Source organism: Streptomyces caelestis (genome assembly GCF_014205255.1).
Lineage (GTDB): Bacteria > Actinomycetota > Actinomycetes > Streptomycetales > Streptomycetaceae > Streptomyces > Streptomyces caelestis.
In genome coordinates, this window is sequence record NZ_JACHNE010000001.1 from 6,667,750 (window position 1) to 6,682,324 (window position 14,575).

Annotated in this window: 10 protein-coding genes and 1 pseudogene; 9 read left to right on the forward strand and 2 right to left on the reverse strand. The window is 68.2% G+C overall.

Going from position 1 to position 14,575, the window contains the following annotated elements:
* Positions 1-14: 14 nt before the first annotated feature.
* Positions 15-563: pseudogene (locus HDA41_RS30480) on the reverse strand (glycoside hydrolase domain-containing protein); the annotation flags it as partial.
* A 731-nt stretch (positions 564-1,294) separates the two neighbouring features.
* Between HDA41_RS30480 and ngcE the strand changes: the two are divergent.
* The 9 genes from ngcE to HDA41_RS30525 all read left to right on the forward strand — a co-directional run bounded on the left by ngcE (position 1,295) and on the right by HDA41_RS30525 (position 13,926).
* A complete protein-coding gene (ngcE, locus tag HDA41_RS30485) occupies positions 1,295-2,749 on the forward strand; it encodes an N-acetylglucosamine/diacetylchitobiose ABC transporter substrate-binding protein (protein ID WP_184989617.1) in 1,455 nt (484 codons plus the stop codon).
* A 42-nt stretch (positions 2,750-2,791) separates the two neighbouring features.
* Complete coding sequence (locus HDA41_RS30490; RefSeq protein WP_184989619.1) at positions 2,792-3,718, forward strand: carbohydrate ABC transporter permease; 927 nt, start codon at positions 2,792-2,794, stop codon at positions 3,716-3,718.
* Positions 3,718-4,641 (forward strand): carbohydrate ABC transporter permease, encoded by a 924-nt coding sequence (locus tag HDA41_RS30495; protein ID WP_184989621.1) that lies wholly within the window; start codon positions 3,718-3,720, stop codon positions 4,639-4,641. Before HDA41_RS30490 ends, HDA41_RS30495 begins: the two co-directional genes overlap by 1 nt.
* 779 nt (positions 4,642-5,420) lie before the next feature.
* The gene (gene rok7B7 / locus HDA41_RS30500) at positions 5,421-6,632 is read left to right on the forward strand and encodes an ROK family transcriptional regulator (RefSeq protein ID WP_184993859.1); all 1,212 of its coding nucleotides are present in this window, start codon (positions 5,421-5,423) and stop codon (positions 6,630-6,632) included.
* 133 nt (positions 6,633-6,765) lie between these two features.
* Complete coding sequence (locus tag HDA41_RS30505) at positions 6,766-7,866, forward strand: ABC transporter substrate-binding protein (RefSeq protein WP_184993861.1); 1,101 nt, start codon at positions 6,766-6,768, stop codon at positions 7,864-7,866.
* 206 nt (positions 7,867-8,072) lie between these two features.
* Positions 8,073-8,864 (forward strand): ATP-binding cassette domain-containing protein, encoded by a 792-nt coding sequence (locus HDA41_RS30510; RefSeq protein WP_059420691.1) that lies wholly within the window; start codon positions 8,073-8,075, stop codon positions 8,862-8,864.
* On the forward strand, positions 8,861-10,153 hold the full coding sequence (locus HDA41_RS30515) for a sugar ABC transporter permease (protein WP_184989623.1): 1,293 nt from the start codon (positions 8,861-8,863) through the stop codon (positions 10,151-10,153). Before HDA41_RS30510 ends, HDA41_RS30515 begins: the two co-directional genes overlap by 4 nt.
* 181 nt (positions 10,154-10,334) lie before the next feature.
* Positions 10,335-12,302, forward strand: coding sequence for a 1-deoxy-D-xylulose-5-phosphate synthase (gene dxs, locus HDA41_RS30520; protein ID WP_184989624.1), 1,968 nt, complete (start codon positions 10,335-10,337; stop codon positions 12,300-12,302).
* Between the two features lie 136 nt (positions 12,303-12,438).
* Positions 12,439-13,926 (forward strand): amino acid permease, encoded by a 1,488-nt coding sequence (locus tag HDA41_RS30525; protein ID WP_184989626.1) that lies wholly within the window; start codon positions 12,439-12,441, stop codon positions 13,924-13,926.
* A 183-nt stretch (positions 13,927-14,109) separates the two neighbouring features.
* Here the strand turns inward: HDA41_RS30525 and HDA41_RS30530 are convergent, their stop codons facing one another.
* Positions 14,110-14,550, reverse strand: a complete 441-nt coding sequence (locus HDA41_RS30530; RefSeq protein WP_184989628.1) for a pyridoxamine 5'-phosphate oxidase family protein — start codon at positions 14,548-14,550, stop codon at positions 14,110-14,112.
* Positions 14,551-14,575: the final 25 nt, after the last annotated feature.

Genomic DNA, 14,575 nt, shown 5'->3' on the forward strand with positions numbered 1-14,575 from the left:
CCCAACTCGGCTGCTCAGGCGAGCAGTTCGACCTCCGCCGGCGTGCCCTCGCCGTCGAGGACCAGGCGGTACTTCTCGTACGTACCCGGTGGCCTCACGATGAACGCGCGTGTCTGTCCGTCCCACGCGAAGGACTCCCCGGAGCGCCGGTCCAGCGTCTGCCAGGCCGTCCCGCCGGACGAGCGCTGGAGTGTCCAGCCGCTCGGCGCCATCGCCCGGTCCGACGACGACGTCAGCGTGTACGGGACCGCCCTGGCGCGGTCGGCGACCGGCAGTTCCACGGACGTCACTGCCGCGTCCGTCGCCGACGTGTCGTGGAACGGGGCGCCCTCACCGTGGAGTACGTCCGCGCGGGGCGCCGGCACCTCGTCGTCCTGCGTGATCGACACCGGCGCGGCGTGCCTGCCCGTGCCCCAGGACGACGGCCGCGGGCCCATGTCGAATCCAGCGCACCGCCCTTGGCGAGCAGCGAGTGGGGGAGTGAGGCCTTCGTCCACGTCCGGCCGGTTGACCTCCAGCCCCTGCACGTACACGTTCTTCGCGCCGTTCCTGGGCGCCTTCACCTGATTCTCCGAGGAAAGGTACTGGTCCTTCGTCGTACCCGCCGAGGTACAGCCGCTGCCTCACACCCGCCGGGTGCTCGGTGCCGACTGGGGCGTGAAGGAGACCGCGACCACCGGCGCCACCAAGGCCGCTCTGGTCGAGACGGGCCGTAAACACGGACCCGAGGCGCCGGGGCCCGTGTCGACGGTGTTCAGCCAGTCCGGAACCGGGTCGTCCGACTCGAAAGAGGACGCGAACCTCCGCTCGGCCTCCTCGGGGGCTTCGGGCAGTGCGACCGCAACCCCCGGGGCCCCAGGGCCAGAGCGAGGGCGGCCGCCGACACGACCGCCGAACCCCCTCTGTGCCGAGCTTTCCGCTGCGTCTGCGGGTACCCTCCCTGCGCAGTGGACAACGTTGTCAAAATCGGCGGTCAAGGACCAGCAGTTGCCTAAGTGCCGGGGGAGTGTCAAGGGCGTTGGTTGTGGCATTCGGAGGCGGCGACCGGGATTTTTCCGCCGGGGAACAGACCGAGCGCTCGAGTTTCCGCGAGGTCTCAACTCGGATAAGACCCACGGCCAACCCTGTGTTCGATGTTGATCCGCTGACGGGAAGTGGACTATACCTGTCGGACGATTCACACGAGCCGCACGTCATCACCCGCACTTTCCTGCACGACCCAGCTTGACCCGATCGCGGTGCCGGGAAGAATCCCGTTCACCGCCTGAGTCCTGGAGAAGGCGAGGACTTGAGCATGGGATCCACTTCCGCCGAGAACCACGGCACCGAGGGTGTCGGCCGCCGTGATCTGATCAAAAGATCCGCCGCGCTCGGGCTGATCTCCGTTCCCACGATGAGCTTCCTGTCCGCCTGCGCCAGCAGCGGCGGCGGCGACAACGGTGACAAGGCCAAGGCCGGCAAGAAGACCGCGAAGAACCCGCTCGGCGTCAACGACACCGCGGGCATGGAATTCGTCCTGTTCGACGGCGGTTTCGGCAAGGAGTACGCCGAGGACGCCGTGAAGATCTACGAGAAGAACTTCTCCAAGGCGAAGGTGAAGTTCTCCGCCACCCAGAAGATCCAGTCCACCCTGCAGCCCCGTTTCAACCAGGGCACCCCGCCGGACCTCATCGACAACTCCGGCGCCGAGCAGATGGACATGGGCGTCCTGGTCGGCAAGAACCAGCTCACCGACCTCACCCCGCTGCTGGACGCGCCCTCCTACGACGCCCCGGACAAGAAGGTCCGCGACACGCTGCGCCCCGGCATCGTCGAGATGGGCCAGTTCGACGGCGAGAAGGTCTGGATCCTCTACTACGCCTACACGGTCTACGGCGTCTGGTACTCGCAGAAGGCCCTCGACTCGCTCGACGAGCAGTACCCCGAGACGTGGGACCAGATGCTCGCGGTCTGCGAGAAGGCCAAGAAGAAGGGCATGGCGGGCTGGACGTACGCGGGCAAATACCCGTACTACCTCCCCTTCTCGCTCTACCCGATGATCGGCAAGGTCGGCGGCCGCGAGGTTCTGGACGCCATCGACAACCTGGAGCCGAACGCCTGGAAGCACCCGGCCGTCAAGGCCTGCTTCGACGCGTACTACGAGCTCTACAAGAAGGGCTACATCCTCAAGGGCACCCCGGGCCTGGACCACATCCAGTCGCAGACCGCCTGGGCCCAGGGCAAGGCGCTGTTCATCCCGAACGGCTCCTGGGTGGAGAACGAGTCGGCGAACGTCATCCCGAAGGACTTCGACCTGGCCGTCTCGGCGCCCACCGGCCTCGACTCCTCCGACAAGATGCCGTTCGGCACCATCTGGGCCTCCGGTGGCGAGCCCTTCATCGTCCCGGCCAAGGCGAAGAACGCCGAGGGCGGCATGGAGCAGTTGCGCATCATGCTCAGCGAGGCGTCGTCGAAGAACTTCACCGGCAAGGTGAAGTCGCTGACCGCGTACAACGGCGGCACCGACGGCATCGCCCTCACCCCGGGTCTGAAGTCCGGCGTCGCGGCGCTGGACAAGGCCGGGGAGAACGTGGTGAATCCCCGTATCCAGGACTGGTACGTGCAGTTGCAGAAGGAGAAGATCGGCGTGTCCGGCCTGGGCGAGATGATGGCCGGCCGTCTCACTCCGGCCGAGGCCGTCAAGAGGATCCAGGGCTACGCCGACGAGGCCGCCAAGGACGACTCGATCAAGCACTACAAACATCAGTAACGGCACCGGAAACCCAATTTCCGCAACGGCACCGGAGTGGCGATGCAGCACGGCAAGTACCGGTTCATCGTGGGCTTCCTCGCGCTGCCCCTGGGACTGTACGCGCTCTTCGTGGTCTGGCCGTTCATCCAGTCCATCTACTACTCGTTCACGGACTGGACCGGCCTGAGCCCCGAATTCAAAATGGTCGGTTTCGACAACTACAGCCGGATACTCGACGACGAGATCTTCTGGAAGTCGTTGCAGCACAGCCTGCTGTTCGCGCTCCTGCTGCCGGTCGTGACGATCAGCCTGGCGCTGTTCTTCGCATTCATGATCAATGTGGGCGGAAGAAAGAGGAGGAACGGCCCGGTCGTCTCCGGTGTCCGCGGTTCCTCCTTCTACAAAATCGTCTACTTCTTCCCGCAGGTCCTCTCGATCGCCATCGTCGCGCTGCTGTTCGCGTTCGCGTACAACCCGGACAGCGGCGCGATCAACTCGATCCTGCGCGGGGTCGGGCTGGACGGCGTCCAGCCGCTGTGGCTGGGCGACCCCGACCTCGCGCTGTGGGCCGTGATGGCGGTGCTCGTCTGGTCCACGGTCGGCTTCTTCGTGGTCCTCTTCTCCGCCGGCATGGCCTCCATCCCGGCGGAGATGTACGAGGCCGCGCTGCTGGACGGGGCGGGCCGGGCCACGACGTTCTTCCGCATCACCCTGCCCCTGCTCTGGGACACCGTGCAGTCGGGCTGGGTCTACATGGGCATTCTCGCCCTGGGCGCCGAGTCGTTCGCGGTCGTGCAGATCATGACGACCGGGCCGGGCGGTCCCGACTACTCGACCACCGTCATGGTCCTGTACGTGTACCAGAAGGCGTTCCGTGACGGGCAGGCCGCCTACGCCACCACCATCGGTGTCGCCCTGCTCGTCGTCACGCTGGCCTTCGCCGCCGTGGTGATGCGGCTGGGCCGTCGCGAGCGGCTGGAGTACTGATGAAGACGACACAGACCCCCGCGCCCGTGCCGGCCGAGTCCGGCGCGCCCGTCACCAAGGCCGACATCCCGCCGGGCCCGCCTTTGAGGGAGAAGAAGGAGGGCACGGTCCTCAACGCCTTCTCCCACGGCATCCTCGTCCTCTGGGCGTTCATGGTGGTGATGCCCCTGCTCTGGGCGGTCATGACGTCCTTCAAGGACGACCGCTCGATCTTCTCCTCTCCCTGGTCGCTGCCGGACACCCTGCACTTCGACAACTGGTCGCGGGCGTGGACCGAGGCCAACATGAGCGACTACTTCCTCAACACCGTCCTGGTGGTGGGCGGTTCGCTCGTCGGCACCCTCGTCCTCGGCTCGATGGCGGCCTACGTCCTGGCCCGCTTCGACTTCCCGGGCAACCGTTTCATCTACTACCTGTTCATCGGCGGCATGAGCTTCCCGATCATGCTGGCGCTGGTACCGCTGTTCTACGTCGTGAACAACATGGGCCTGCTGAACACCATCCACGGCCTGATCCTCGTCTACATCGCCTACTCGCTCCCCTTCACGGTGTTCTTCCTGACGGCGTTCTTCCGCACCCTGCCGACGTCGGTGGCGGAGGCGGCCTTCGTCGACGGTGCCTCGCACAGCCGTACGTTCTTCCAGATCATGCTGCCCATGGCCAAGCCGGGCCTGATCAGCGTCGGCATCTTCAACTTCCTGGGCCAGTGGAACCAGTACATGCTCCCCACGGTCCTCAACACCGACCCCGACAAGCGCGTCCTCACCCAGGGCCTCGTCCAGTTGGCGGTCAGCCAGGGCTACAAAGGCGACTGGTCGGGCCTCTTCGCGGGCCTGGTGATGGCCATGCTCCCGGTCCTGGCGGCGTACATCATCTTCCAGCGACAGGTGGTGCAGGGCCTGACGGCGGGCGCCCTGAAGTAGCGACGGCCTGCGACAGCTGAGCCGGAGGGTTTCGCGGCCCGGCGTCACCAGGAGCGGACACTGGCGCCGAGGCCGGATGGGTGCGCGGCTCGGCGCGACGAGGTGCCGCTGCGCCCACCCGTGCCGCCCTTAGCGGCACGATTGCCCGCAGCGGGGCGGACCATCGGCCCGCAGCGGGGCGGACCATCGGCCCCCGGCTGGGCGGACCACCGGCCCGCCGCCAGGGCGGCGACGGCGCTGGGGCGGCCACGACGCGCCCGCACCCGCGCACGCACGGAAACAGAAGGGGGCGTGTCGGGGGGCCGCCCGCACCGGCACCCGCGCACGCACGGAAGGGGGCGTGTCGGGGGGCCGCCCGCACCGGCACCCGCGCACGCACGGAAGGGGGCGTGTCGGGGGGCCGCCCGCACCGGCACCCGCGCACGCACGGAAGGGGACGTGTCGGGGGGTGTCCGCCCGCAGCGGTTGGCGCGTCAACGCCAGTCAGTCGGTGTCCGACCCCATCGCGCCGTTCCGAGGACGGACACCCCCCGGCGCGGCCCCGACCCACAGCCACCGCGTAGGCGCAAGCGGCGCGCGCCCCCACCGAACCGCACAGGCCGCCGCAGGCACCCCCCGCCCAACCGCCGGAGGCACACGTAGCGCTCCGCAACCACATGCACACACCTCGAATCGGTTCAACCTCTTGACGGGAGGCAACCCGAACGGCTCAGCTTAGAGTTCACTAGTTGGACATGGACGGGGTCTCATCGAAGCGGCCCCGCGCGCAGGAGGTCGTCGTGGAGACTCCGGGGTCGCAGTCATCGCTGCACCGAGCCAACCTGGAGCGGGTCGTACGAGCCGTGCGCCTGGCGGGCTCCCTCACCCAGGCCGAGATCGCCCGGACGACGGGCCTGTCCGCGGCGACGGTGTCCAACATCGTCCGGGAGTTGAAGGACGGTGGCACGGTCGAGGTCACACCGACCTCGGCGGGCGGCCGCAGGGCCCGCAGCGTGTCACTCAGCGGTGACGCCGGCATCGTCATAGGGGTCGACTTCGGCCACACCCACCTCCGCGTCGCCATCGGCAACCTCGCCCACCAGGTCCTCGCCGAGGAGTCCGAGCCCCTCGACGTCGACGCCTCGTCGAACCAGGGCTTCGACCGGGCGGAACAGCTGGTCACCCGCCTGATCGAGGCCACCGGGGTCGACCGTACCAAGATCGCCGGCGTCGGCCTCGGCGTGCCCGGCCCGATCGACGTGGAGTCCGGCACCCTCGGCTCGACCTCGATCCTCCCCGGCTGGACCGGCACCAAGCCCGCCGAGGAGCTCCGCGGCCGCCTCGGCGTCCCCGTGCACGTGGACAACGACGCCAACCTCGGAGCCCTCGGCGAAATGGTCTGGGGCAGCGGCCGCGGCGTGCGCGACCTGGCGTACATCAAGGTCGCCAGCGGCGTCGGTGCGGGCTTGGTGATCAACGGCAAGATCTACCGCGGTCCGGGCGGTACCGCCGGAGAAATCGGACATATTACACTCGACGAATCCGGCCCCGTGTGCCGCTGCGGAAACCGCGGCTGCCTGGAGACCTTCGCGGCCGCGCGCTACGTGCTCCCGCTCCTCCAGTCCAGCCACGGCACCGACCTGACGATGGAAGGCGTCGTACGGCTCGCGCGGGACGGAGACCCGGGCTGCCGTCGGGTGATCGCCGACGTCGGCCGCCACATCGGCAGTGGAGTCGCCAATCTCTGCAACCTGCTGAACCCGAGCCGTGTGGTCCTCGGCGGTGATCTCGCCGAGGCCGGTGAACTGGTACTCGGACCGATCCGGGAGTCCGTCGGCCGCTACGCCATCCCCAGCGCGGCACGCCAGCTTTCCGTTCTCCCCGGGGCGCTCGGCGGCCGTGCGGAGGTGCTCGGAGCGCTCGCGCTGGCCCTCAGCGAGATGGGCGATTCAACACTTTTGGACGGCACTGCCGTTGGGGCGCTCCAGGCGGCAACCCCTGCCTTCACTTAGAGAACGGATGGCACCGTTGCCATCTCGTTAAGGATTTACTTCTTGACGTCGCACGTGTGGCCGAGTTGACTTCCAGCCACCTCGGCCGCAATGTCGCGGCCTCGTCAGGGAGGTTTCTGAAGTGAACACGCGTATGCGTCGCGCCGCCGTTGCGATTGCCGCCGGTGCGATGGCTGTTTCGCTTGCTGCCTGTGGCAGCGCCAAGGAGTCCGGCGGCAACGCCGACTCCACCGGGTCCGCGAAGAAGGGCGACGACATCAAGGTCGGCCTGCTCCTTCCGGAGAACGCGACCGCGCGCTACGAGAAGTTCGACCGGGTGCTCATCGAGAAGAAGGTCAAGGAACTCACCAACGGCAAGGGCGAGGTCGTCTACGCCAACGCCAAGCAGGACGCCAGCACCCAGAACCAGCAGGTCGACACGATGGTGACCAACAAGGTCGACGTGCTGATCGTGGACGCCGTGGACTCCAAGGCCATTGCCGGCTCGGTGAAGAAGGCCAAGGACGCGAACATCCCCGTCGTCGCCTACGACCGCCTGGCCGAGGGCCCGATCGACGCCTACACCTCGTTCGACAACGAGACCGTCGGCAAGACCCAGGGCGAGGCCCTGCTGAAGGCCCTGGGCGACAAGGCCAAGGACGGCCAGATCGTCATGATGAACGGGTCCTCCACCGACCCGAACGCCGCCCAGTTCAAGAAGGGCGCGCACTCCGTGCTCGACGGCAAGGTGAAGATCGGCCGCGAGTACGACACCAAGGAGTGGAAGCCGGAGAACGCCAACTCCAACATGGAGGGCGCCATCTCCGCCCTCGGCAAGGACAAGATCGTCGGCGTCTACTCCGCCAACGACGGCATGGCGGGCGGCATCATCACGGCCCTGAAGGCGGCCGGCATCGCCGACATCCCCGTCACCGGCCAGGACGCCGAACTCGCGGGCGTGCAGCGCATCATCACCGGTGAGCAGTACATGAGCGTCTACAAGCCCTACCCGCAGGAGGCGAACGTCGCGGCCGAGATGGCCGTCGCTCTCGCCCAGGGCAAGTCGCTCGACTCGATCGCCAAGGACAAGGTCGACAGCCCGACCACCAAGGCCATCCCCTCCGTCCTGGTCCCGGTCGTCTCGCTGACCAAGGACAACATCAAGGACACCGTCATCAAGGACGGCATCTACACCGTGAGCGAGATCTGCTCCGGCAAGTACAAGGCCGCCTGCGACAAGATCGGCCTCGAGTAGGCGATCGGTCTCCGATAAGCAGCCGTCAGGTCCCCTGGGGGAAACGGGAGTCCGGGTCCGGACTCCCGTGAAGCCCGTACGGGACCGGCTGCCCAGAGTTCCTCCGGCGTCCCGCCACACCAGCCCCGCAAGCTCCGCGGGGCGCCGGAGTGATCACTCCTCCCACACTTCTGCACAACCTCCCGCCGGGTCAGGCGGCGAAGGAGATGGTTCACGTGTCCGCTACGCCCGTGCTGGCGTTGCGCGGGGTCTCCAAGCGGTTCGGTGCCGTACAGGCGCTCACCGACGTAGAGCTTGAGGTCCACGCCGGTGAAGTGGTCGCCCTGGTCGGCGACAACGGAGCCGGAAAGTCCACGCTGGTCAAGACGATCGCCGGCGTGCACCCCATCGATGAGGGCGTCATCGAATGGGACGGCAGGTCCGTCCAGATCAACAAACCGCACGACGCCCAGAACCTGGGCATCGCGACCGTCTACCAGGACCTCGCGCTGTGCGACAACATCGACGTCGTCGGCAACCTCTACCTGGGCCGGGAGATCCGCAAGCGCGGTGTCCTGGACGAGGTGGAGATGGAGCGCCGCTCCCGCGAGCTGCTCGACACGCTGTCGATCCGCATCCCCAGCGTCCGCATCCCGATCGCCTCGCTCTCCGGCGGCCAGCGCCAGACCGTGGCCATCGCCCGGTCCATGCTCGGGGAGCCCAAGCTGGTCATCCTCGACGAGCCCACCGCCGCCCTCGGCGTCGAGCAGACCGCGCAGGTTCTCGACCTGGTCGAGCGGCTGCGCGAGCGCGGCCACGCCGTGATCCTCATCAGCCACAACATGGCCGATGTGAAGGCCGTGGCGGACAAGGTCGCCGTGCTGCGCCTCGGGCGTAACAACGGCATCTTCGAGGTCAAGTCGACCTCGCAGGAAGAGATCATCTCCGCCATCACCGGCGCCACCGACAACGCCGTGACCCGCCGTGCGGCGCGCACGAACGGGGAGGTTTCCAAGTGAGCATCGACAAGACCTCCGCGGCTCCCGAAGACCACGTCGTGGAGAACCCCGAGGCGGCCAAGGCCGCCGTCACGGTCGTCGACCCCCGGCTGCTGGTGCGCGAGCAGGGCCTCGCGGGCTACGTCACCGAGTTCAAGCGGAAGATGAAGTCCGGCGACCTGGGCTCCATCCCGGTCGTCATCGGCCTGGCGATCATCTGGCTCATCTTCACGAGCCTGAACTCCAACTTCCTCACCGCGGGCAACCTGTCCGACATGTCCGTCGCCATGGTCGGCACGGGCATGATCGCCGTCGGCATCGTGTTCGTGCTGCTGCTGGGCGAGATCGACCTGTCGGTCGGCTCGGTCAGCGGTGTCGCGGGTGCGAGCTTCGCCGTGCTGAACGTCACCAACGGCATGAACGAGTGGCTCGCCTTCCTGCTGGCCATCGTCACCGGCACGGTCGCCGGCGCGCTGCACGGCTTCTTCTTCGCGAAGATCGGTGTCCCCGCGTTCGCCGTCACCCTGGCCGGACTGCTGTTCTGGAACGGCTTCATGCTCCAGATCCTGGGCGACAACGGCACGATCAACCTCGACCCGGACGGGGTCGTGGCCCAGCTGACCAGCTACTACTTCTCCGACGTGGCCGCCGCCTACGGCCTGGCCGCCGTGGTGACCGCCGGGTTCTTCCTCAGCTCCTTCCTCGGCAACCGGCGCCGGGAGGCCGCGGGGGTGCCGTCGCGGCCGCTGAGCGAGACCATCGTGCGGACGGTGCTGCTGGCGATCGTCGCGTTCACCGTCGCCATCGTCTTCAACCAGTACAAGGGCCTGCCGCTGGCCGTGGTGATCTTCATCGTGGTGCTGCTGGTCACGGACTTCGTGCTGCGTCGCACGGCGTACGGACGGAAGGTGTTCGCGCTCGGCGGCAGCGTCGAGGCGTCGCGCCGGGCCGGCATCAACGTGGAGATGGTCCGGATCTCGGTGTTCGCGATCTCCGGGACCTTCGCCGCGGTGGGTGGTCTGTTCATCGCCTCGAAGATCGCGGCGGCCAACCAGGGCGCCGGTGGCGGCGACCTGCTGATGAACGCGATCGCGGCCGCGGTGATCGGCGGCACGTCGCTGTTCGGCGGTCGTGGGCGCACGTGGAACGCGCTGCTGGGCGTGCTGGTGATCGTGTCGATCCAGTACGGGCTGGCGCTGGAGGGCATCGCTTCTCCGGTCCAGTACATGATCACCGGTGGTGTGCTGTTGGCCACGGTCGTGATCGACGCGGTGACGCGTAAGACGCAGAAGACCGCGGGTCGCGCGTAGCGCTGAAGGACATGACCGTGCCCGGCACCGGAAGGGTGCCGGGCACAGTCATGTCGTAGGTGCGGCACAACTTGGGTACAGCCGAACGCGTGACGTACGACGCACAGCCTCGGCGCCGCCCGCGAAGGCGGAACATTAGACTCGACAAGCCCGGCAACAGCTCTACTGCAAGGAGGCACGGGTGCCGCTGCTGACCCGTATCAGGGGACCGCGCGATCTGGACCGGCTCAGCCTGGAGGAGTTGAACCAGCTGGCGGAGGAGATCCGGACCTTCCTTGTCGAAGCGGTCTCCAAGACCGGCGGTCACCTCGGCCCCAATCTCGGCGTGGTGGAACTCACCATCGCCCTGCACCGGGTCTTCGACTCGCCCAAGGACAAGGTGCTCTGGGACACCGGTCACCAGTCCTACGTGCACAAACTGCTCACCGGCCGCCAGGACTTCTCCCGGCTGAAGATGAAGGGCGGCCTGTCCGGCTACCCCTCGCAGGCCGAGTCCGAGCACGACGTCATCGAGAACTCGCACGCCTCGACCGTCCTCGGCTGGGCCGACGGCATCGCCAAGGCCAACGAGCTGCTCGAGCGCGACAGTCACGTCGTCGCCGTGATCGGTGACGGCGCGCTGACCGGCGGCATGGCCTGGGAGGCGCTGAACAACATCGCCGACGCCAAGGACCGTCCGCTCGTCATCGTCGTCAACGACAACGAGCGCTCCTACGCCCCGACCATCGGCGGCCTCGCCAACCACCTGGCGACCCTGCGGACGACGGACGGCTACGAGCGGTTCCTCGCCCGCACGAAGGAGGTGCTGGAGCGCACCCCCGTCGTCGGGCGGCCGCTCTACGGCACCCTGCACGGCGCCAAGAAGGGCCTGAAGGACTTCATCGCCCCGCAGGGCATGTTCGAGGACCTCGGCCTGAAGTACGTCGGCCCCATCGACGGACACGACCTGGAGGCCCTGGAGTCCGCGCTCGCCCGGGCCAAGCGGTTCGGCGGGCCGGTCATCGTGCACTGCCTCACCGAGAAGGGCCGCGGCTACCAGCCCGCCCTCCAGGACGAGGCCGACCGCTTCCACGCCGTCGGCAAGATCCACCCCGACACGGGCCTGCCCATCGCCTCCTCCGGCGCCGACTGGACGTCCGTGTTCGGCGAGGAGATGGTCAAGCTGGGTGAGGAGCGCGAGGACATCGTCGCCATCACCGCCGCCATGCTCCAGCCGGTGGGCCTGGACAAGTTCGCCAAGCGCTTCCCCGAACGGGTCTACGACGTCGGCATCGCCGAGCAGCACGGCGCCGTGTCCGCGGCGGGCCTGGCGACGGGCGGCGTGCACCCGGTGTTCGCGGTGTACGCCACCTTCCTCAACCGCGCCTTCGACCAGGTGCTGATGGACGTGGCCCTGCACAAGTGCGGAGTGACCTTCGTGCTGGACCGGGCCGGTGTCACCGGCACCGACGGGGCGTCCCACAACGGCATGTGGGACATGTCGATCCTGCAGGTCGTGCCGGGGCTGCGGCTGGCCGCGCCGCGTGACGCCGACCAGGTCCGCGCACAGCTGCGCGAGGCCGTCGCGGTCGACGACGCGCCGACCGTGGTCCGCTTCTCCAAGGGCGCCGTCGGTCCCGCCGTTCCCGCCGTGGGCCGGGTCGGCGGCATGGACGTGCTGCGCGAGCCCGGTACCGACCGGCCCGACGTGCTGCTGGTCTCCGTCGGTGCCCTCGCGCCGATGTGCCTGGAGATCGCCGGCCTGCTCGACAAGCAGGGCATCTCCGCCACCGTCGTCGACCCGCGCTGGGTCAAACCCGTCGACGAGGCCATGGCGCCGCTCGCCGAGCAGCACCGCGTGGTCGTCACCGTGGAGGACAACAGCCGGGTCGGCGGTGTGGGTTCCGCCATCGCCCAGGCGCTGCGCGACGCGGGCGTCGACGTGCCGCTGCGCGACTTCGGCATCCCGCCGCGCTTCCTCGACCACGCCTCGCGCGCCGAGGTCATGGCCGAGATCGGCCTCACCGCGCCGGACATCGCCCGCCAGGTGACCGGGCTGGTCGCCAAGCTGGACGGCCTCCCCCACTCTCGGCTGCGCTCGAGCGGGGGGACCCCCACCGAGCGCTCCGCGGCCGACGCCGTCGACTCCGTGGAACCCGCGCGCGACTGACACCGCTGAATGGGCCGGTTCCACCACCGTGAAGGGTGGTGGAACCGGCCCATTGGCGTGAATCCGACCGCGCCGGGGCATACGGACGGTGCCCCCTCTCGATCATGTCGAGGACGACAAGCGTGGGAGGTACCCCGTGAGCAGTACCCTCTTCCGGACGAAGAAGGTCGAGCAGTCCATCCTCGACACCGAGGAGCCAGAGCACGCGCTCAAGAAGTCCTTGTCCGCGCTGGATCTGACCGTCTTCGGCGTCGGCGTGATCATCGGCACCGGCATCTTCGTCCTCACCGGAACAGTCGCGAAGAACAACGCCGGGCCCGCGACGGCTCTGGCGTTCGTCGCGGCCGGCGTCGCGTGCGCGCTGGCCGCGCTGTGTTACGCCGAGTTCGCGTCGACGGTCCCGGTCGCCGGATCCGCCTACACGTTCTCGTACGCCTCCCTCGGTGAGCTGCCCGCCTGGATCATCGGCTGGGACCTGGTCCTGGAGTTCGCGCTCGGTACGGCGGTGGTGGCCGTCGGCTGGTCGGGCTACATCCAGTCACTCATGGACAACGCGGGCTGGGCGATGCCCGCGGCCCTGGGCAGCAGAGAGGGCTCCGACGTCTTCGGCTTCGACATCCTCGCCGCCGCGCTCGTCCTCGTCCTCACCGGCATCCTCGTACTCGGCATGAAGCTGTCCGCGCGGATCACGTCGCTCGTCGTCGCCATCAAGGTGACGGTCGTCCTCGTCGTGATCATCGCGGGCGCGTTCCTCATCAAGGGCGAGAACTACGACCCGTTCATCCCGAAAGAGCAGCCCGTGGAGGCCGGGGCAAGTCTCGACTCCCCGCTGATCCAGCTCATGTTCGGCTGGGCGCCCTCCAACTTCGGCGTGATGGGCATCTTCACCGCCGCCTCCGTCGTGTTCTTCGCGTTCATCGGCTTCGACGTCGTGGCCACGGCGGCGGAGGAGACCCGGAACCCGCAGCGCGACATGCCGCGCGGCATCCTCGGCTCGCTCCTCATCTGCACGGCCCTGTACGTCGCTGTGTCGATCGTCGTGACCGGCATGCAGCACTACAGCCGGCTGTCCGTCGACGCGCCGCTCGCGGACGCGTTCAAGGCCACCGGGCATCCCTGGTACGCGGGTTTCATCAGCTTCGGCGCCGCGGTCGGTCTGACGACGGTGTGCATGATCCTGCTGCTCGGGCAGACCCGGGTGTTCTTCGCGATGAGCCGTGACGGGCTGCTGCCGCGGTTCTTCTCCCGCGTCCACCCGCGGTTCAGGACCCCGCACCGGCCGACCATCCTGCTCGGCGTCGTCATCGCGGTCCTGGCCGGCTTCACGCCGCTGACCGAGCTCGCCGCGCTGGTGAACATCGGCACGCTGTTCGCCTTCGTGGTCGTCGCCATCGGTGTGCTCGTCCTCCGCAGGACCCGCCCCGACCTGCACCGGGCCTTCCGTACCCCCTGGGTGCCGGTCATCCCGATCCTGTCGGTGTGCGCCTCGCTGTGGCTGATGATCAACCTGCCCGCCGAGACGTGGGTGCGGTTCGGCATCTGGATGGCCGCCGGGTTCTTCGTGTACTTCCTCTACGGCCGTACACACAGCCGCCTCGCAAGGAGCGAGCAAACACAGCCCTAGCTCCGGCGGTTCGGCCGTGGTCGCGGGCCAACCGCCGGCGCACGCGTTCTTCACCGAACTGAGCCTGGCCCCACAAGCCGATACGGCGGACTCACCCTCTACCAGATTTTCGACGCCGTCCAAGACCTGCTGAACTGCTGGACCCGCACGATTCTTCCGCGATCCGGCGTACGCACTGATTTCTCAGTCCTGGGAGGGGATGTCCAGGGCGGTCCCGTACAGGCGGGATACCCGGATCAGGATCACCACGCGCCGGTCGGGCAGCGGCTGCTCGCCGGGGGCCGCCCCGTCGGCCGGGTCCACGATCTCCGCCTCGCCCTCCGCCACGGCGAACGACCAGACGTCCGGACCGCTGACGTGCAGTGAGGTGTGCGGGTTGCGGCGCAGTTGACGGACCTTGAGGCGGTCGGCGGTGGAGGAGATGCGCAGTAGGCGCTCCTCGGCGTTCCAGTCGTAGAGGACGGTCGACAGGTGCGGGTGGCCGGTGCTCCTGACGCTCGCGAGTACGCCGAACTGCTGCTGCCGCAGCAGCTGGGAGAGCTCCTGTTCGGTGAGCACCCGGGGGGCGGGGCCGTCGTTCTCGGTGGTGCCGGTGGTGGTTTCGGTGGCGGTGTTCTCGCTCATGGGGATCAGCCTTTCAGCGGTCGGG

What these genes read in the sequence shown, in the direction of transcription:
- HDA41_RS30510 (WP_059420691.1), top strand. Translation starts at nt 8,073, where the DNA reads ATGGTTCACGTGTCCGCTACGCCCGTGCTGGCGTTGCGCGGGGTCTCC.
- HDA41_RS30505 (WP_184993861.1), top strand. Translation starts at nt 6,766, where the DNA reads ATGCGTCGCGCCGCCGTTGCGATTGCCGCCGGTGCGATGGCTGTTTCG.
- HDA41_RS30495 (WP_184989621.1), top strand. Translation starts at nt 3,718, where the DNA reads ATGAAGACGACACAGACCCCCGCGCCCGTGCCGGCCGAGTCCGGCGCG.
- HDA41_RS30530 (WP_184989628.1), bottom strand. Translation starts at nt 14,550, where the DNA reads ATGAGCGAGAACACCGCCACCGAAACCACCACCGGCACCACCGAGAAC.
- ngcE (WP_184989617.1), top strand. Translation starts at nt 1,295, where the DNA reads ATGGGATCCACTTCCGCCGAGAACCACGGCACCGAGGGTGTCGGCCGC.
- HDA41_RS30490 (WP_184989619.1), top strand. Translation starts at nt 2,792, where the DNA reads ATGCAGCACGGCAAGTACCGGTTCATCGTGGGCTTCCTCGCGCTGCCC.